Origin of the sequence: Streptacidiphilus pinicola, assembly GCF_003258295.1 — a bacterium.
GTDB lineage: Bacteria > Actinomycetota > Actinomycetes > Streptomycetales > Streptomycetaceae > Streptacidiphilus > Streptacidiphilus pinicola.
Genome location: NZ_QKYN01000111.1, coordinates 49,903 through 67,931, shown reverse-complemented (window position 1 = coordinate 67,931; position 18,029 = coordinate 49,903). Strand labels below are relative to the sequence as shown.

The 18,029-nt window shown below is 71.2% G+C and carries 15 protein-coding genes; 4 read left to right on the top strand and 11 right to left on the bottom strand.

Annotated elements, in window-relative coordinates; translation table 11 throughout:
- Positions 1 to 397: 397 nt before the first annotated feature.
- Genes DN069_RS26885 through DN069_RS26875 form a run of 3 tightly spaced genes read left to right on the top strand, consistent with a single transcriptional unit; the run spans position 398 to position 3,047 of the window.
- The gene (locus tag DN069_RS26885; RefSeq protein ID WP_207892269.1) at positions 398 to 1,561 is read left to right on the top strand and encodes a tryptophan dimethylallyltransferase family protein; all 1,164 of its coding nucleotides are present in this window, start codon (positions 398 to 400) and stop codon (positions 1,559 to 1,561) included.
- Entirely contained in the window at positions 1,558 to 2,199 is a 642-nt protein-coding gene (locus tag DN069_RS26880) for a hypothetical protein (RefSeq protein ID WP_207892268.1), read from the top strand. The genes DN069_RS26885 and DN069_RS26880 overlap by 4 nt, the downstream gene beginning before the upstream one ends.
- Positions 2,196 to 3,047: a hypothetical protein gene (locus tag DN069_RS26875; RefSeq protein ID WP_111505160.1), complete on the top strand. Its 852-nt coding sequence runs from the start codon at positions 2,196 to 2,198 to the stop codon at positions 3,045 to 3,047. The genes DN069_RS26880 and DN069_RS26875 overlap by 4 nt, the downstream gene beginning before the upstream one ends.
- Positions 3,048 to 3,143: 96 nt before the next feature.
- Here the strand turns inward: DN069_RS26875 and DN069_RS26870 are convergent, their stop codons facing one another.
- The 9 genes from DN069_RS26870 to DN069_RS26830 form a co-directional block, all read right to left on the bottom strand.
- A complete protein-coding gene (locus DN069_RS26870) occupies positions 3,144 to 3,755 on the bottom strand; it encodes a GTP-binding protein (RefSeq protein WP_424556326.1) in 612 nt (203 codons plus the stop codon).
- On the bottom strand, positions 3,730 to 4,107 hold the full coding sequence (locus tag DN069_RS26865; RefSeq protein ID WP_111505156.1) for a DUF742 domain-containing protein: 378 nt from the start codon (positions 4,105 to 4,107) through the stop codon (positions 3,730 to 3,732). Before DN069_RS26865 ends, DN069_RS26870 begins: the two co-directional genes overlap by 26 nt.
- Positions 4,104 to 4,505, bottom strand: a complete 402-nt coding sequence (locus DN069_RS26860; RefSeq protein ID WP_111505154.1) for a roadblock/LC7 domain-containing protein — start codon at positions 4,503 to 4,505, stop codon at positions 4,104 to 4,106. The genes DN069_RS26865 and DN069_RS26860 overlap by 4 nt, the downstream gene beginning before the upstream one ends.
- On the bottom strand, positions 4,502 to 5,674 hold the full coding sequence (locus DN069_RS26855; RefSeq protein ID WP_111505152.1) for a sensor histidine kinase: 1,173 nt from the start codon (positions 5,672 to 5,674) through the stop codon (positions 4,502 to 4,504). The genes DN069_RS26860 and DN069_RS26855 overlap by 4 nt, the downstream gene beginning before the upstream one ends.
- A 275-nt stretch (positions 5,675 to 5,949) precedes the next feature.
- Entirely contained in the window at positions 5,950 to 7,143 is a 1,194-nt protein-coding gene (locus tag DN069_RS26850) for an RtcB family protein (protein WP_111505150.1), read from the bottom strand.
- A gap of 351 nt (positions 7,144 to 7,494) precedes the next feature.
- Positions 7,495 to 9,006 carry an MFS transporter gene (locus DN069_RS26845; protein ID WP_111505148.1) on the bottom strand — a complete coding sequence of 504 codons (1,512 nt, stop codon included), beginning with the start codon at positions 9,004 to 9,006 and terminating at the stop codon, positions 7,495 to 7,497.
- 134 nt (positions 9,007 to 9,140) lie between these two features.
- Positions 9,141 to 9,833, bottom strand: a complete 693-nt coding sequence (locus tag DN069_RS26840) for a TetR/AcrR family transcriptional regulator (protein ID WP_111505146.1) — start codon at positions 9,831 to 9,833, stop codon at positions 9,141 to 9,143.
- Positions 9,834 to 10,127: 294 nt separating this feature from the next.
- Positions 10,128 to 11,513 carry a M16 family metallopeptidase gene (locus tag DN069_RS26835; protein WP_111505144.1) on the bottom strand — a complete coding sequence of 462 codons (1,386 nt, stop codon included), beginning with the start codon at positions 11,511 to 11,513 and terminating at the stop codon, positions 10,128 to 10,130.
- A complete protein-coding gene (locus DN069_RS26830; protein WP_111505142.1) occupies positions 11,510 to 12,853 on the bottom strand; it encodes a M16 family metallopeptidase in 1,344 nt (447 codons plus the stop codon). Before DN069_RS26830 ends, DN069_RS26835 begins: the two co-directional genes overlap by 4 nt.
- Positions 12,854 to 13,065: 212 nt before the next feature.
- Here DN069_RS26830 and DN069_RS26825 point away from each other — a divergent pair, with 212 nt between their 5' ends.
- Entirely contained in the window at positions 13,066 to 15,531 is a 2,466-nt protein-coding gene (locus DN069_RS26825) for a DNA gyrase/topoisomerase IV subunit A (RefSeq protein ID WP_111505140.1), read from the top strand.
- Between the two features lie 57 nt (positions 15,532 to 15,588).
- Here the strand turns inward: DN069_RS26825 and DN069_RS26820 are convergent, their stop codons facing one another.
- Both DN069_RS26820 and DN069_RS26815 read right to left on the bottom strand, forming a co-directional pair.
- A complete protein-coding gene (locus DN069_RS26820; protein ID WP_111505138.1) occupies positions 15,589 to 16,260 on the bottom strand; it encodes a LuxR C-terminal-related transcriptional regulator in 672 nt (223 codons plus the stop codon).
- On the bottom strand, positions 16,251 to 17,840 hold the full coding sequence (locus DN069_RS26815) for a sensor histidine kinase (protein WP_243639771.1): 1,590 nt from the start codon (positions 17,838 to 17,840) through the stop codon (positions 16,251 to 16,253). Before DN069_RS26815 ends, DN069_RS26820 begins: the two co-directional genes overlap by 10 nt.
- Positions 17,841 to 18,029 lie beyond the last annotated feature (189 nt).

Below are 18,029 nucleotides of genomic sequence, written 5' to 3'. Positions count from 1 at the left end.
TCGGTGTGATCGTATCACCGGTTCGCGAATGGTCCCTTCCCGCGCCAGAGGCGGACGTTGGGGCACAGCCGCCGGCAAGGCTGGCCCACCATGATCATCGCATAGTAGGTTTGCCGGACGGCGCGCGGGGCAGTCATGGGGCCGTTGAGGAGGGAGTGGTTCCGGTGTCCCGCAGGACAGTTCACTTGTGTGCGCAATGGTGCGCCCCGGGCACCTGTCGTGATCCGTTGATGCAATCTTCCCGCGGAATTCGCCGCGAAGTTTGCTGAAGGTGACCGCGCCGACCTCCCGTTGAATCCTGCACACTCCCCCACGCCGAGGACCTCGTCCCGCGTGCGACGGACGATCAATTCGCCCGCAGGGGACGGGACGGCGCGCTTGGAGACTGGATAGGTGAGTGGACAGCATCTTCTCTGGTGAAGGGCGTTCCATCGGGGAGTTCCTCCGCGAACGCTGGACCGAGATGGGCGACGGGCTCGGCCTGTCACGATCCATGACCGGCCCGGTGACGGACCAGGTCCTGGATCTGCTCCGGCCATGGGCCGACATCCCCGTCGGGCGGACGTGCCCGTTCCCCTCGTACGTCGGAAGCGACGGCTTCCCCGCCGAGATGTCGGTGAAGTGGTCCCAAGGCAGACCCGAACTCCGCATCCTCTTCGAGGCCCTGGGCTCCTCTCGGCCCGTCACCGCGGCGTCCAACCGGGTCGCGGCGGCAAGATTGACGGACCGGCTGGCCGGGGAGCCGCTGGTCAGCCTGGACCGCTACGGCAAGGTGGCCGACGTCTTCGCGCCGGGCGCAGGCGAGGAGTTGACGCCCATACCGGTGTGGCACTCGCTGGCCTGGCGGCCCGGGCATCCCCCGGACTTCAAGCTCTATTTCGGGCTGTACACGGTGGCCCCGCAGGAACGTTTCGCCCTGGTGACCGAGGCGATGGAACGCCTCGGGATGGGCCCGGCGTGGGCCGACACCGCCGCGGGAGTGGCCCGGGGGACCGCGACGGACGGAGTCGAGCGGGAACTGGAGTTCTTCGCCCTCGACCTGGACTCCGCCACGAAGGCCCGGGCCAAGGTCTACTACCGCAACCACACCAGCAGCGTCGCGGTCCTGGAACAGATGGCCTCGCTCGCCCGCTCCCACGAGCCGGCCAGAGCCCGCTCGGCCTTCCGGACTCTGCTCGGCACGGCGCCCGAAGCCGCCGGGGACGCCCCGCTGACCTGCCTGGCCTTCCGCTCGGACGCCGCCGGCGCCGACGAGTCGTCCACGTACTTCCGGGTGTCCAGCATCACCGCCTCCGACGCCGAAGCCGCGGCCAGGATCGGCGCACTGATGGCGCACGAGGGCCTGGACCCGCAACGCCACCGCGCCCTGCTCCGGGCCGTGGCGCCGCAGCCGCTGAACCGCATCCGGGGTCTCCAGGAGCTGGTCAGCTACCGCTCGCGCGGCCACGAGGGCGACGTGTCCGTCTACTTCAGGTTCCCGATCTACCCCCCACTGACCGCCCAGCCCAGTCCGCTCCCACGGCAGGCCCGTGGAATCCTCCAGGAGGTCGAATCCCTATGACCACGACGATGCCCCTTCCCCTGCAGGAAGTCGCCGACCGCAACGAGCAGCACGTCCGCGCCTACCGCGGCAACAGCCTCATCGTCCTGCTGGAGGACCCGACGACGCCGGCGGCCACCAAGGACGCCGTCATGGCCCATGTGGCCCCGTGGTCGGGCGCGTTCCAGCGGATGATCACGGTCCGGGCCGACTACGAGACCGACCCCCAGCTCAAGGAACTCGCCATCGAGCACCGGGATGAGGAGGTCGGCCACGACGGGATCCTGGCCGAGAGCCACGACACCGGCCGGACCGCCGTCTGGGACCCCGTGATCGAAGCCGGGGCCGCCTGGTTCGTCGAACAGTTCCGCATACTGCCCGGGCTGCAGAAGGTCGTCCTGGCCCACCTCGTGCTGGAGGCCGGCAGCCTCACCTTCAGCAACGCCGGCTCCCTGGCCTTCCCCGGCAACGCCTACTTCGCGCTGCACGACGAGGCGGACCAGGAGCACATCGAGATGGGCTACCGCCTCCTCGCCGAGCGCCAGGAGTGGGAGCCCGGCGAGGTGACCGACCTCCTCGACCGCGCCTGGCAGGTCATCAACATGGTCTCCGACCGGATCGCCGAACTGGCGCTCCGCGACACCGCGGTGCCGGCATGAGCACACCGCACGAGGAGACCCTCGACGCCGGCTCCGCCACCGCCGTCGCCGAGCGCTGCGCTGTGCTGTTCCAGCAGACCCTCGGCGACCGCCTCGTCGCGGCCTACGCCCTCGGCAGCCTCGCGCACGGGGGGTTCGCCCCCGCCGTCAGCGACATCGACCTCGGGCTCGTCCTGGCGGACCGCCAGGACGACGACCCCGGGACCGTCGAGCAGGTCACCCGCGAACTCCACGCCAAGGACGCCGCCTACCGGCGCCTGTCGGTCTTCTGGAGCTCCCTGCCGGCCCTGCGCGCGAACCGCCACGACGGCAGGTTCCCGGCCGTCGACCGCCTCGACCTCGAACGGAGCGGCCTGCTGCTCCTCGGCGAGGACGTGCGCCCGGAGGTCGCCCGGCCGAGCGCCCACACCCTGCTGACCGACAGCGTCCGCTTCGCCCTGGACGTGCTCGCGCCGGCGCCCGTCCTGGCCGACTTCCACCACCCCGCGGTCCTGGCGGAGGACACCAGGCGGTTCACCAAGGCCGTCCTGCTCCCCCTCCGGTTCCTCTACACCGCCGCCACCGGGGACCCCGGGTCCACCGACGACGCCATCCACCGCCACCTCGCGCAACCCGCACCGGTGGCAGCGGAACTCGTCCGTGCCGCGACCCGTGCGCGCCACGGGCGGCCGGACCCGGCAGAGCGCCTCACCGAGCTCCTCCTCGCCGAGCTCGTTCCGCTCTACGTCCACTACATCGACAGCTGCCTTCCCGGGCTGACCCCCGCGGACGGCGAGCTGACGCAGGGCCTCACCGACTGGCGGGCCCGCCTGTCGGACCGTCAGGACGACGCCCGGCCGGCGTACTGACGCACGCGAAAGGGGTCGAGGACGGGCAGCTGCCCGGCTTCGACCCCTCGGCGTGGAACTGGGTGGAGAGCTCTGTGCGGAACGAGAGGTGACGGCCTATCCGACCCGCGCCAGCAGGTAGCTGACGAGCGTGGTCAGCGCGGCGGCCGACGACCGCTCGTCGCGCGCGTCACAGGTGACGACCGGGGTGTCGTCGAGGAGGTCGAGCGCCTCCCGCAGCGACTCCTCGGCGCGCTCGGGGTTGCCGTCGAAGGTGTTGACCGCGATCGCGTAGTCCAGGCCGTACTGCTCGATCAGGTCGATCACCGCGAAGGAGTCGGCGAGCCGCTCGGGGTCGACCAGGACCAGCGCGCCGAGCGCGCCGCGGGCCATGTCCTCCCACATCTGCACGAAGCGCACCTGGCCGGGTGTGCCGAACAGGTAGAGCACGACGCGGTCGCTGATGGTGAGGCGGCCGAAGTCCATGGCGACGGTGGTCGTGGTCTTCCCCCGGACCCCCTTGAGGTCGTCCACGTCCTGCCCGGCCCGGGTCATCGTCTCCTCGGTGGACAACGGCTCGATCTCGGAGATCGACCCGATGAACGTGGTCTTGCCCACCGCGAAGTGACCGACGACAAGGATCTTGACGGCGGTCTGTGAGGCGCCGCCGCTGACGTAGTCACGCGTCTGCAGCGCCGGTCGCTCACCCAAACTTGGCCCGGAGACCACTGAGCACCTCCTCCAGGAGCTCCTTGTCGGCGAGACGGGCACGGGCCACGGGCGGGCGGGTGAGCAGGTAGCCGGCCTCGGTGAGGCCCGCCAGCATGATCCGCACCACGCCCAGCGGAAGCCGGGTGTGCCCGGCGATCTCGGCCACCGAGAGGTAGCCGGCGGAGCAGACGTCCAGCAGCCGCTGTTCCTCCGGGGACAGCCGGAGCGGTCGCTGCACCTGCTCGGGTGCCGCCGTCACCAGGGTGATCAGCGAGAGCTGATCCTCGTCGGGCAGCCGACGCCCCTTGGTGATGACGTACGAACGCACTAACTCCGCGGCTTCGAGCTCGAAGTCCTCGGGCCCGTTCACGAATGCGCCCCCAGGTTCTCGCGCGGCGGTGCGACCAGGACCTTGCCCAGCTGGCCGACCAACTGCTGCATGCGGAAGGTGATGTCCTGCATGTCGACGTCCGCCTCGGCGGAGACGCCGAGGTAGGCGCCGTCACCGGCGGAGATCAGGAACACCCAGCCGCCGTCGAACTCGACCAGGGTCTGCCGCCACAGCTGGCTGCTGTCCTCGCAGAAGAAGGCGAGGGAGCGGCTCAGCGACTGGACGCCGCTCATCGCGGCGGCGACGCGGTCCGCGTCGTCCTTGTCGAAGTCCTTGGTACGGGCCATCAGGAGGCCGTCGGCCGAGATCAGGACCGCGTGCAGGGCCCCGGGAATCTCCAGGGCGCTGTCGAGCATCCATGACAGATCGTCGTTCACGAGTACTCATGCCCTTCACTGCTTGACCCACGTGTGCTGCTCGTCTGGTCCGCGTCGTCCGTGCGCACGGCCCGGCCGGACCGGGTGCCCCGCTGGAACGCACCCATGATCGCCGCGGTTTCGGCGCCGGAGCGGGCCGAGGCGAGCGGGGTGGGCGCGGAGCCCGGCACGATCGCCATCGGACGCTTGCGCCTTCTGAGCGGCAGTCCGTCGGAGGTCGTCGGGGAGCCCGGCACGGGCTCGGGCCCGTTCGCCGGGGGTGGCACGGAGGAGCGCGTCATCGGAGCAGCCGGTGCCTTCTTCTCGGGCATGGAGGTCAGCAGCTCGTGCGGCAGCAGGACCACCGCGCGCACACCGCCGTAGGGCGAGGTGGAGTCCACCGACACCTCGAAACCGAAGCGCTCACTGAGCACGCCGATGACGGCGAGGCCGAACTGCGGCGGATTACCCAGGCCTGCCACGCTCTTGACCCGGTCGGTGCTCAGCAGCCGCTCGGCGCGGGCGCGTTCCTCGTCGTTCATGCCGACGCCCGCGTCGTCGACGACGATCGCGACGCCCTTGGGCACGGTGCGGATGTTGATCTCGACGACCGTGTCCGGGCTGGAGTAGCTCGTTGCGTTGTCGAGCAGCTCGGCCAGGGCCAGCGCCACCGGCTCGACCGCGCGGCTGGAGATACCGAAGTCCACCTGGGAGAGGATCTCCACCCGGCGGAAGTGGCGCACCCGGCCCTGGGCACTGCGCACCACGTCGTAGACCGAGGCGTTGTCCCGGTGGCGGCCCAGCCAGCCGTCACAGAGCACCGCGATGGACTGGGCGCGGCGGCCGAACTGGGAGTTGGTGTGGTCGATCTCCAGCAGGTCCTGGAGGATGACCGACTCCCCGTGCTTGGCCTGCAGCCGCGAAAGGATCAACTGCTGCTCGGCGGCGAGACCCTGGAGGGTCCGCATGGCCGACTTCAGCACGGTCTTCGTCGCTTCCTCTGCCTGCTCCTGAGCAGCGGCGACGGACTGCGTGTAGTGGTGCTCCAGGTCGGAGTAGTACTCCCTGAGCCCCGTGATCTCCTGGCGCAACGCCATGGCCGCCTTGCGCTGGCGGACGACGACGGCGATCACGATGATCAGGAGCACGACAAGAGCCCACAGCGCTGGGTTCTCGATGTATTCCGTCATAAGACTCTCTTCAGGCGTCTGACAGCCGGCCGCCGAACTCCCTGCCACTGCAGGGTGGACCCGCCCGCTCCGCAAAGCGAGGTGATCGTATCATCGGCCGAACGGGCAACCGACAACAACATGTGTCCATATGAGGACCCGTCTCTTCCATTTTCTGCCAAGACAGTTGACGTCGCACCCGGACGGCGGTCGGCGCTGCTCCCGCCCCGGAGCCGGTCCACACGACGTCAACTGTCTGTCAGGGACTGTTCAGGCAACAATCACCTCGCAGCGACTCAGCCCTTGACGCAGACGACCTGCTTCAGCTGGGCGACGACCTCCACGAGGTCGGTCTGCTGGGCCATGACCTTCTCGATCGGCTTGTACGCGCCGGGGATCTCGTCCACGACGCCGGAGTCCTTGCGGCACTCCACGCCCCGCGTCTGCTCCACCAGGTCGCGGACGCCGAACGTGCGCTTCGCCGCCGAGCGGGACATCTTGCGGCCCGCGCCGTGCGAGGCGGAGTTGAAGGCGTCGGCGTTGCCGAGGCCACGGACGATGTACGAGCCGGTGCCCATCGAGCCCGGGATGATCCCGTAGTCCCCCGCGCCGGCGCGGATCGCGCCCTTACGGGTGACCAGCAGCTCCTCACCGTCGTACCGCTCCTCGGCCACGTAGTTGTGGTGGCAGGAGATGACCTGGTCGAAGGTGACCTTCGCCCGGCGGAACTCGGCCCGGACGGCGTCCTGGAAGAGCGCCATCATGACCGCGCGGTTGCGCTTGGCGTACTCCTGCGCCCAGAACAGGTCCGAGCGGTAGGCCTGCATCTGCGGGGTGGCCGCGATGAAGACCGCCAGGTCGCGGTCGACCAGGTTCTGGTTGTGCGGCAGCGAGCGGGCGACGCCGATGTGGTACTCGGCGAGCTCCTTGCCGATGTTGCGCGAGCCCGAGTGCAGCATCAGCCAGACCGCGCCGGACTTGTCGAGGCAGACCTCGATGAAGTGGTTGCCCGAGCCCAGCGAGCCCATCTGCTGCAGCGCGCGCTCGCGACGCGCCTTGACCGCCGGGGTGAGGCCGTCGAAGCGGGACCAGAAGTCGTCCCAGCCGCTCATGGCGAAGCCGTGGATGCGGCCCGGGTCGACCGGGTCGCCGTGCAGGCCACGGCCGACCGGGATGGCCTGCTCGATCTTCGAGCGCAGCCGGCTCAGGTCGTCGGGCAGGTCACGGGCGGTGAGCGAGGTCTTGACCGCGCTCATCCCGCAGCCGATGTCCACGCCGACCGCGGCCGGGCAGACCGCGCCCTTCATGGCGATCACGGAACCGACCGTCGCCCCCTTGCCCAGGTGCACGTCGGGCATGACGGCGAGGCCGTGGATCCACGGCAGCGAGGAGATGTTGCGCAGCTGCTGGAGGGCCTGGCCCTCGACCGTCGCGGGGTCGGTCCACATGCGGATGGGCACGTTGATGCCCGGGATCTCGGTGTACGACATGGGATTTGTTCTCCTGGAACAAGGCTACAAGTCTGTGGGCGCGCGGTCGCCGCGCGCGGGTGGTGCGAGGGGAACGCCGCCTCAGCGGCGGAAGCCGCGGACGGTGGAGGGGCGTCGCCGCAGGGAGGCGGCCGCGGTGCTGATGTGGCACCGGGCTTGCTTCTCGACCCGCATGGGACTGCCTCCTCTCCACCGCCTCGGGGACCGGCCTGTCACGTCCGGTCACTGCGCCTATCTAGCCATGGGCCCCGGGGAGGCCGCAACGCAATTACCGATCACGGGCACGACGAAGCCCCCGACCCGGAAGGGGCGGGGGCTGCGTCGTGCTTCGTCGTTGACGATGCGTCAGCGTCAGTGGATGACGACCGGGACGCTCGCGTCCTGGTCGGCACCGGCGCCGGCGACCGCGTGGTGCTCCGGACGGCCGGCGTTCACCAGGATGAAGACCAGCGCCGAGGCGGCGAACATGATGCCGACCGCCCACCAGATGGCGACGTCGTAGCCGTGCACGGCGGCCAGCGGGTTGCGCGGGTCGGTGGAGTGGTGCGAGACCAGCCAGCTGGTCGTCGCGCTGGCCGCGATGGTGTTCAGCAGCGCGGTGCCGATGGAGCCGCCGACCTGCTGCGAGGTGTTGATCATCGCGGAGGCCACGCCCGCGTCCTGCGGCTGCACGCCGATGGTCGACAGGCTCATGGCCGGCATGAACGAGGTACCCATGCCGAGGCCGAGCAGGATCTCGGCGGGCAGGATCAGCGTCCAGTAGTTGCTGTCCACGTGCATCTGCGTGAGCATCAGCATGCCCAGCGAGGCGACCAGCAGGCCGGGGCCCATCAGCCAGCGCGCCGGGACGCGGTTCATCAGGCGGGCGCCGATCTGCGTGGAGCCGGTGATCATGCCGACGACCATGGGCAGGAAGGCGACGCCGGTCATCACCGGGCTGTACTGCTTGATGCCCTGCAGGTAGTAGGTCATGAACAGGAACAGACCGAACATGCCGATGATGGCGAGGCCGAGGCCGAGGTAGGCGCCACCGCGGTTGCGGTTCAGCACCACACGCAGCGGCAGCAGCGGGGCCTTGGTGCGCGACTCGACCAGGACGAAGAGCGCCAGCAGCACCGCCGAGGCCACGAACAGGCCGATGGTGAAGCCGGAACCCCAGCCGGACTCCTCCGCCTTGGTGAAGCCGTAGACCAGGGCGACCAGGCCGGAGGTGGCCAGCAGCACGCCGGGGATGTCGAGGCGGTTGCGGTTGCGCTCGTCCTCACGCTCGTGGACGAAGACGATGGAGCCGATCACGGCGACGATCGCGAAGATGATGTTGACGTACAGCGCCCAGCGCCAGTTGGCGTACTGGGTCAGCGCGCCGCCGAGCAGCAGGCCGACCGCACCGCCGGCGCCGGCGATGGCACCGAAGATGCCGAACGCGGTGGCGCGCTCCTTGGCCTCGGTGAAGGTGACGGCCAGCAGCGACAGGGCCGCCGGGGCGAGCAGCGCGCCGAAGATGCCCTGCAGCGCACGGGCGCCGAGCAGCATGCCGGAGTTGACCGCCGCACCGCCGATCGCGGAGGCCAGCGCGAAGCCGATCAGACCGACGATGAAGGCCCGCTTGCGCCCCCACAGGTCGGCGACACGGCCGCCGAAGAGCAGCAGCCCACCGAAGGCCAGGCTGTAGGCGGTGATCACCCACTGGCGGTTGGCGTCGGAGATGTGCAGGTCCGCCTGAGCGTGCGGAAGTGCGATGTTCACGACGGTCGCGTCGAGGACGACCATCAGCTGGGCGATGGCTATGAAGATGAGCGCCTTCCAGCGCCTTGGATCGGGCTGGGCCTTGTCGAGTGACGCGGTGGGTGCGGATGCAGACATGAGGATTTCCCCGTACATGCGCGGCAGAAGCTGCCGTCGTCGGTGAGCGAACTGACAGGTGTGGAACTTGAACGGTGACGTACGAACGCGTCCTGGAGGTCAGCGAGTCGTGTCGGTCCGGTGCATTGCGTGCCTTACGAGCGGCACTCGCGTCGGTTGGCGGACGCGAGCACGCACTCGCGACGGACGTCCTCCAGGCTCTGCGGGCTGCCCGGCAGCGGCGTCCGGGCGGGCGCCCGGAGACCGTCCAGCAGCAGCTGCAGGTGACGGTGGACGAAGGGTTGAAGACTTTCGTACCGGGCGCCCGGGAACGGCCGCACCAGCTGGGCGACCGCCATCATGACGTCGTCGCTGCCGACGTCGTCACGCAGGCTTCCGGCCGCCTGAGCGGCGCTGACGATCGCCTGGATGCTCCCGTCGAGGCGTTCCCGCGTGGCGTAGACCTCGGGGTCGCCCAGATCCGTCCACTCGGAGAGCATCGGGCACAGCGCGCCGATCTTCCAGTTGACGGAGTCGTGCACGAGACGGCTCAGCGCCTCGAAGGGATCACTTTCCTCGGCGTAGGCCTGCACGGCCACGCTGTTGGCTCGTTCCATGACCTCCAGGACGACGCCGCGCACCAGCGCGCGACGGTCCGGGAAGTGGCGGTAGACGGTGGCGTTGCCGATCCCGGCGCGCCGGGCGATCTCGTCGAGCGGCACGTCCGCGCCGAACTCGATGAAGGCCTCCTGCGCCGCCTCAAGAATGCGCGCCCGATTCCGGGCGGCGTCGGCACGCCGACGGAGCCCCGAGGCAGCGGGCTTCTCGCTCGCGAGGGCCTGGTCCACGGTGACTCCTTCCTCCGGTGTGGCTGGTGCGGCTGTGTCGCCTGGGAAGTGGGGAGGCTCTCCCCGCTTTCCATTCAAACAGCTAAACGGGGAACCACTCCCCGGAAATCCCGTTCACGAGTGTGACCTACATCACATCCCTCGGGGCCGCCGCAAATGCCAGGGGCGCGGGGAACTGAGCAACCCACCACTTCAGTGGTTGGTCGCGCAGTTCCCCGCGCCCCTGGGTAGTGCAACCAGCTGCGGGAGCCCCGACTGGGGCTTGTCGCGCCCGGGCGGCAACGCCGCCGAGGGTCAGGCCGGGATGACGGTGACCTCGCCGAGGCCCAGGTCCTTCAGGGGGGCCGCGATCACCGAGGCGTCGCCGACGAGGACGGCGACGAGGCGCTCCGGGGGGAACGCGGTCACGACAGCGGACGTCGCCGCCGTGGTCGTGGTCTCGGCCAACTGGCGGTAGACGTCGGCCTGGTAGTTGTCCGGGAGCTCCTGCTCCACCTGGTCGGCGAGGGTCGCGCAGACCGCGGACGCGGTCTCGTAGCGCAGGGGGGCCACGCCGACGAGGTTCTGGACGGCCACGTCCCGCTCGTCGTCGGTCAGGCCCTCCGCCGCCAGCGTGCGCAGGATCTGCCAGGTGTCCGCGAGGGCCGGCGCCGTGGACTCGGTGTCCACCGAGCCGGAGATCGCCAGCAGCGCGCGGCCCTGGCCGTCCGCGCCGGAGCGCAGCGGCTGGGCGAAGGCACGCACGCCGTACGTGTAGCCCTTCTCCTCGCGCAGGACCTTGTCCAGGCGGGAGGTGAGGGTGCCGCCGAGGCAGTACGTGCCGAGGATCTGCGCCGCCCAGCTCGGGTCGTGGCGGTCGGGGCCGATCCGGCCGATCAGCAGCTGCGTCTGCACGGAGCCGGGGCGGTCGACGATGACGACGCGGCCCGTGTCGTCCGCGCGCACCGGCGCGGGGGCGGCGTGGGCGCCGGGGGTGCCGGTCCAGCGGCCGATCGTCGCGGCCAGCACCGCGTCGAAGTCGACCCCGGAGAAGTCGCCGACGACGACCAACGTGGCCGTGGCGGGCCGGACATGGGCGGCGTAGAACGCCGCCACCGCGGCGCGGTCGATGGCCTCGACCGTCTCCGCGCTGCCGGACCGCGGCCGCGAGACGCGGTCGGAGGCGTCGAACAGCTCGGCGTAGAAGGCGATCGCGGCGCGGCGGGCCGGGTTGGCCTGCTCGTGGACGATCTCGTCGAGGCGGTTGGCGACCAGCCGCTCGATCTCGTGCTCCGGGAACGCGGGGGCGCGCACGGCGTCGGCCATCAGCGAGAGGCCGCGCTCCAGCCGCGACGCCGGGACCTCCAGCGAGACCCGCAGCACGGTGTGGTCGGCGTGGGCGTCCAGGTTCGCGCCGGCGCGCTCCAACTCCGCGGCGAACTCCTCGGCCGTCAGCGACTCGGTGCCCTCGGAGAAGGCGCGCGCCAGGATCGTGGAGACTCCCTCCTGCTCACGCGGCTCCGCCGCGAGCGGCACGTCCAGCACCAGCTCGGCCGCGACCAGCGCCTGGCCGGGACGGTCGCAGCGCAGCACCGTCAGGCCGTTGGGCAGGGTGCTGCGCGTCGGCGCCGGGAAGTTCCACGGGGTCGGCTGACCCGGCTCGGGGCGCGGGTGGAAGGTCATGGTGGAGGCGATGGTCATGCCTGCACCTCCTCGTCCTCATCGGTCTGGCCTGCTGAGTCGGTCTGGCCTTCTGAGTCCTGGGCAGGGGCGGACGGCTCGTAGGTCAGCACCGCGCGGTTGTCCGGCGACAGGAACTGCTTCGCGATGGCCTGGATCTCCGCGGCCGTCACCTCCAACACCCGCGACAGCGCGGTGTCGGCGAGCTTCGGGTCACCGAACAGGACGGCGTAGCGACACAGTTCGTCCGCGCGGCCGCTGACGGTGTCGAGCCGGTCGAGCCACTCGCGCTCGATCTGCGCCTGCGCACGCTCCAGTTCCTCGGCCGTGGGGCCCTCGGCCGCGAAGCGGGCCAGCTCCTCGTCGATGGCGGCCTCGACGGCCTCGACCGTCGCCTCACCGGAGGTCTTCGCGTCGAGCCAGCCGAGCGAGGGCGCGCCCGCGAGCCGCAGCAGGCCGAAGCCGGCGGTGACGGCCAGCCGGTCGTGCCGCACCAGGCGGTTGTACAGGCGGGAGGACTCGCCGGAGCCGAGGATGGTCAGCGCCAGGTCGGCGGCGTCGGCCTCCCGGGTGCCGTCGAGCGGCAACAGGTACGCCTGCATCACCGCGCGCGAGGGCACCTCGGCGACGACGTGTTCGCGCAGCGACGCGTCGTCGGAGCGGACGACAGTGGCGCCGTCGCGCGGCGCGCGCTTGCCGTCGTGCGCGGGGATGGAGCCGAAGTACTTCTGCACCCAGGCCAGCGTCTGCTCCGGGTCGATGTCGCCGACCACGGCCAGCACCGCGTTGTTGGGCGCGTAGTAGGTCCGGAAGAAGTCCTGGGCGTCGCCGAGGGTGGCGGCGTCCAGGTCCTCCATCGAGCCGATGGGCGTGTGGTGGTAGGGGTGGCCGTCCGGGAAGGCCATCGCCGTCAGCCGCTCGAAGGCGGTGCCGTAGGGCACGTTGTCGTAGCGCTGGCGGCGCTCGTTCTTCACGACCGCGCGCTGGTTGTCGAGGCTCTCCTGGTCGAGGGCGGCCAACAGGCTGCCCATCCGGTCGGCCTCCAGCCACAGCGCCAGCTCCAGCTGGTGCGCGGGCATGGTCTCGAAGTAGTTGGTGCGCTCGAAGCTGGTGGTGCCGTTGAGCGAACCACCCGCGCCCTGCACCAGCTCGAAGTGACCGTTGCCGGGAACCTGCGCGGAGCCCTGGAACATCAGGTGCTCGAAGAGGTGCGCCAGACCGGTGCGGCCGGCCACCTCGTGCCGGGAGCCGACGTCGTACCAGAGGCAGACCGCGGCGACCGGGGTGAGGTGGTCCTCGGAGAGCACGACCCTGAGCCCGTTGGCCAGAGTGTGCTCGCTGATGGTGAATCCTTGGGCCATCCGCGTCGTTCCTTCCGGTCTGCCGCATCATCGGAATCCGTGGTCCGGGGTCGGTGAGACCCCGGAAAGCCCCATTGTGCTGCACCGGCAGGGGGAGCGGTGGCCGGGTTTGTCACCCCGCTGGTCCAGAATGGTCCCCGACCGTGCCCACCCCATGCCCACCGACCGGTCCCACCGGAGGCGCGCATGCCGTCCTAGGGAGCGCCGCCGCGATGGCCCGCCGCAGTTCGCAGACCCCTCCGCCAGAGGATTTCGAGGAGCGCATCCTCGACATCGACGTGGTGGACGAGATGCAGAGCTCCTACCTGGAGTACGCCTACTCGGTGATCTACTCCCGGGCGCTCCCCGACGCCAGGGACGGCCTCAAGCCCGTCCACCGGCGTGTTCTCTACCAGGCCAACGAGATGGGGCTGCGCCCCGAACGCGCCCACGTCAAGAGCGCCCGCGTCGTCGGCGAGGTGATGGGACGCCTGCACCCGCACGGCGACACCGCCATCTACGACACGCTCGTGCGCATGGCCCAGCCGTTCTCGATGCGGCTGCCGCTCATCGACGGCCACGGCAACTTCGGTTCGCTCGGCAACGACGACCCGCCGGCCGCCATGCGTTACACCGAGGCCCGGCTCACCGAGGCCGCCATGGCCATGGTCGAGACCATCGACGAGGACACCGTCGAGTTCCGGCCCAACTACGACGGCAGCGAGCGGGAGCCGGAGGTCCTCCCCTCCGCCTTCCCGAACCTGCTGGTCAACGGCGTCTCCGGGATCGCCGTCGGCATGGCCACCAACATGCCGCCGCACAACCTCGCCGAGGTCGTCGCCGCCGCGCGCCACCTGATCCGCCACCCGAACGCGGACCTCGACGCGCTGATGCGTCACATCCCCGGCCCCGACCTGCCCACCGGCGGCCTGGTGGTCGGCCTGGACGGCATCCGCGACGCCTACGAGAGCGGCCGCGGCACCTTCAAGATCCGCGCCAAGGTCTCCGTCGAGGACGTCACCCCGCGCCGCAAGGGCCTGGTCGTCACCGAGCTGCCGTTCACGGTCGGCCCGGAGAAGGTCATCTCCAAGATCAAGGATCTGGTCGGCGCCAAGAAGATCCAGGGCATCGCCGACGTCAAGGACCTGACGGACCGTGCGCACGGCCTGCGCCTGGTCATCGAGGTCAAGAACGGCTTCGTGCCCGAGGCGCTGCTGGAGCAGCTCTACAAGCTGACGCCGATGGAGGAGACCTTCGGCATCAACAACGTCGCCCTGGTCGACGGCCAGCCGCTGACGCTGGGGCTGAAGGAGCTGCTCGAGGTCTACGTCGACCACCGCTTCGAGGTGGTCCGCCGGCGCAGCGACTTCCGCCGCCGCAAGCGCCAGGACCGGCTGCACCTGGTCGAGGGTCTGCTCGTCGCGCTCGTCGACATCGACGAGGTCATCGCCATCATCCGATCGAGCGACAACTCGGCGCAGGCCAAGGAGCGCCTGATCGAGCGCTTCAGCCTGTCGGAGACGCAGACCGCGTACATCCTCGACACCCCGCTGCGCCGCCTGACCCGCTTCGACCGGATCGAGCTGGAGGCCGAGCAGGAGAAGCTCCTCACCGAGATCGCGCAGCTGACCGAGATCCTCGAGTCGGACACCGTGCTGCGCAAGGTCGTCTCCGACGAACTCGGGGCGGTGGCCAAGAAGTTCGGCACCGAGCGGCGCACCGTGCTGCTGGAGGCGGGCGCGGTGGCCACGGCCGCCGTCCCGCTGGAGGTCGCGGACGACCCGTGCCGGGTGCTGCTGTCCTCCACCGGCCTGCTGGCCCGCACCGCCGACGGCGAGGCCCCCACGGCCGACACCGCGGACGGCGCGGACCAACGGCGGGCCCGGCACGACGTCATCGTCTCCGCCGTCCCGGCCACGGCCCGCGGCCACATCGGGGTCGTCACCGACGCCGGGCGCGTGCTGCGGCTGCCGGTGATCGACCTGCCGCAGCTGCCACCGAGCGCGCAGACCCCGGCGCTGTCGGGCGGCGCGAAGGTCGCGGAGTTCCTCAAGCTCGACGCGGGCGAGTCCGTGATCGCGCTGACGACGCTCGACGAGTCCTCCCCCGGCCTCGCGCTCGGCACCGAGCAGGGCGTGGTCAAGCGGGTCGTGCCGGACTGGCCGGACAACAAGGACGAGTTCGAGATCATCGCCCTCAAGGACGGCGACAAGATCGTCGGCGCGGTCGAGCTGCGCACCGGCGAGGAGGACCTGGTCTTCGTCACCTCCGACGCCCAACTGCTGCGCTACCCGGCCGGCCAGGTCCGCCCGCAGGGCCGCCCGGCCGCCGGCATGGCGGGCATCAAGCTCGCCGACGGCGTGCGGGCCCTCTCCTTCTCCGCGGTCGACCCCGCGCAGGACGCCCTCGTGGTGACGGTCGCGGGCGCGTCCGACGCGCTCGACGGGCTGGGTCAGGGGACGGCCAAGGTCACGCCGTTCGAGCAGTACCCGCGCAAGGGCCGTGCCACCGGCGGCGTCCGCTGCCAGCGGTTCCTGAAGGGCGAGGACAAGCTCGTCTTCGCCTGGGTCGGCGCCGCGCCCGCCCGCGCCGCCACCGCCAACGGCTCCCCCGCCGAGCTCCCGGCCCGCGACCCGCGCCGGGACGGCTCGGGCGTCCCGCTGGCCAAGGACATCGCGGCGGTCGCCGGGGTGGCCTGACGCGAACGCGGGAGGGGCGGCAAGGCCTTGATGCCTTGCCGCCCATCCCGCGTTCCGCTAGGTCCTCGGTGTCGCCATCAGATAAGCGAGGACCGCGAGGACGCGGCGGTTGTCGTCGTCCGAGGGCGCCAGCTCCAGCTTGGCAAAGATGCTGGTGCTGTGCTTGGAGACGGCCTTCTCGCTGACGAAGAGCCGGCTCGCGATGGCGCTGTTCGAGCGGCCCTCGGCCATCAACTCCAGCACTTGGCGCTCCCGTTCGGTCAGCCGGGCGAGCGGCTCGCTGCCCCTGCGCCGCACCAGCAGCTTGGTGACCACCTGCGGGTCCATGACCGTCCCGCCCGCGGCGACGGTGCGGATCACGTCCACGAACTGGTCGTCGCTGAACACCCGGTCCTTGAGCAGGTAGCCGACCCCGCCTGCCTGGTCCGCGAGCAACTCCTGGGCGTAGACGGGCTCGACGTACTGCGACAGCAGCAGGATCGGCAGTCCGGGCAGCTGCTCGCGGGCGGCGAGGGCCGCCCGCAGCCCGTCGTCGGTGTGGGTGGGCGGCAGCCGGATGTCCACGATCGCCAGATCGGGCCGGTGCTCCAGCAGAGCCGCGAGCAGGTCGGGCGCGCTGTCGACGGCCGCGGCGATCTCGAACCCGCGCGCCTTCAGCAGCCGGACCAGTCCCTCGCGCAGCAGGTAGAGGTCCTCCGCGACGACCAGTCGGACGGGCCCTACGGACATGGCACCTCCATGACCACGATCGTCGGTCCCCCGGGCGGGCTGCTGACGGCCAGGATGCCGTCGAAGGCCGCCAACCGGCGCTCCACGCCCGCCAGTCCGCTGCCGGCGGCCGGATCGGCGCCGCCCACCCCGTCGTCGGTGACCTCGATCCGCAGCAGCCTCTCCCTGCGGACGGCCTGGATCCGCAGGCTGCGGGCGTCGGCGTGGCGGACGGCGTTGGTGACGACCTCGGCGACCGCGAAGTAGCACGCGGACTCCACCGGCGGCTCCAGCCGCCCGCCGGGCAGGTCGATCTCGGTCTCGCAGGGCAGCGGCTGGTCCAGGGCCAGGGCCCGGATCGCCTCGCCCAGGCCCCGGTCGGCCAGCACCGGCGGGTAGATCCCGCGGACCAGGCTGCGCAGCTCCTCCAGTGCGGCGGCGGAGGCGTGCCGGGCCTCCACGATGAGCGCGGTGGCCTCCTGCGGGCTGCTCGCGATCACGTCCTCCGCTGCCCGCAGGTTCATCCCGATGGCCACCAGCCGCCCCTGCGCGCCGTCGTGGAGGTCCCGCTCGATCCGCCGCAGCTCGGCGGCGGCCGAGCTGACCGCCTCGGCCCGGGTCTCGGTCAGCACCTGGACCCGTGCGGTCAGCGCGGGGTCCGGCGCCCGTCCCAGCAGCCGCCGGGCGTCCGGCAGCACCGTGCGCGGCAGCAGCCACAGGCCGAGGGCCAGCAGCAGCGCACCCTGGATCCCGCCCAGCACGGCCGCGTTGTGCCCGAAGCCGTCCGGGACGACCGGCGCCGGACCGTTCGGGGCCCCGAAGGTGCCGACCACGACCTGTGCCCGTCCGAAGGCCCCCTGAGCCGTGCCGTACACTCCGATCCCCACCAGGCCAAGGGCCACGAGATCCGCCGCCGCCCTCGGCCACCGCACGGCCGCGCCCGCGACGCCCACCACCACCGCGAGGCCCACCCCGAAGGCCGCCACGGCGAGCGGAATGCCCGTCCCCGGCTGGGCGGGCACCCACAGGTCGAGGCCCAGCAGATCACCGGTCGCCGCGACGACGCCCGGCAGAAGCAGCCACCAGCGCTCGGCCCGCGGGTCCCCCGAACCGGCCAGCCGCAGCAGCCCCGACCAGACCAGGAACACCAGCGCCAGCCCGACCGTGCCGCCCAGCACGTAGTCCAACGGCGGCCGCCCGTGCGGGGTCGAGAACGGGTTGAGGCCGATCAGCAGTCCGCCTCCCACCACCCCGAGGGTCGGCAGGAGCCGGCGCCGGCGCCCCGGCGCGAGCGGCGGCAGCGCGGTGAGCAGCAGCCCGATCAGCAGCAGCATCGAGGCGGACAGCCCGTCCGGGGCCATCCCGGTCATGGTGACCGCCCAGCCGCTCCGGCCCGGGTTGTGCACGTCCACCAGCAGCACCTGCACGGCCGCGTAGGCGGCCACCCCCGCCAGCAGTGCCGCGCCCGGCCACCCGAACCGCCCGACCAGCCGCCGGAACCGCTCCGCCCGCACCGAGCCACCGGAGCGCTCCCGCAGGCCCGCCGCCCTGATCGCCGCCCCACCGCAGACCGCGGTCAACGCCACGACCAGGACCAACACCCAGGGCTCCCTGTCCACCAACACCGGCGGCACGTCCCCCACCCCTCTCCCTCTCCGGACCGCCCGCTGCGACCACACACACCATGCTGCTGCGGGCGCCCCACCGGGCGCGATGGACCGGAACCTACAGCTCAGGTAGGCAAACCCCTACCTGCCCGCCCGTCTCCGCGACCGTTCTGACACGATCCA

Excerpts from the sequence above, each read along its gene's own strand:
- DN069_RS26880 (WP_207892268.1), top strand. The coding sequence starts at position 1,558 with ATGACCACGACGATGCCCCTTCCCCTGCAGGAAGTCGCCGACCGCAAC.
- DN069_RS26875 (WP_111505160.1), top strand. The coding sequence starts at position 2,196 with ATGAGCACACCGCACGAGGAGACCCTCGACGCCGGCTCCGCCACCGCC.
- DN069_RS26855 (WP_111505152.1), bottom strand. The coding sequence starts at position 5,674 with ATGACGGAATACATCGAGAACCCAGCGCTGTGGGCTCTTGTCGTGCTC.
- DN069_RS26850 (WP_111505150.1), bottom strand. The coding sequence starts at position 7,143 with ATGTCGTACACCGAGATCCCGGGCATCAACGTGCCCATCCGCATGTGG.
- DN069_RS26845 (WP_111505148.1), bottom strand. The coding sequence starts at position 9,006 with ATGTCTGCATCCGCACCCACCGCGTCACTCGACAAGGCCCAGCCCGAT.
- DN069_RS26835 (WP_111505144.1), bottom strand. The coding sequence starts at position 11,513 with ATGACCATCGCCTCCACCATGACCTTCCACCCGCGCCCCGAGCCGGGT.
- DN069_RS26830 (WP_111505142.1), bottom strand. The coding sequence starts at position 12,853 with ATGGCCCAAGGATTCACCATCAGCGAGCACACTCTGGCCAACGGGCTC.
- DN069_RS26825 (WP_111505140.1), top strand. The coding sequence starts at position 13,066 with ATGGCCCGCCGCAGTTCGCAGACCCCTCCGCCAGAGGATTTCGAGGAG.
- DN069_RS26820 (WP_111505138.1), bottom strand. The coding sequence starts at position 16,260 with ATGTCCGTAGGGCCCGTCCGACTGGTCGTCGCGGAGGACCTCTACCTG.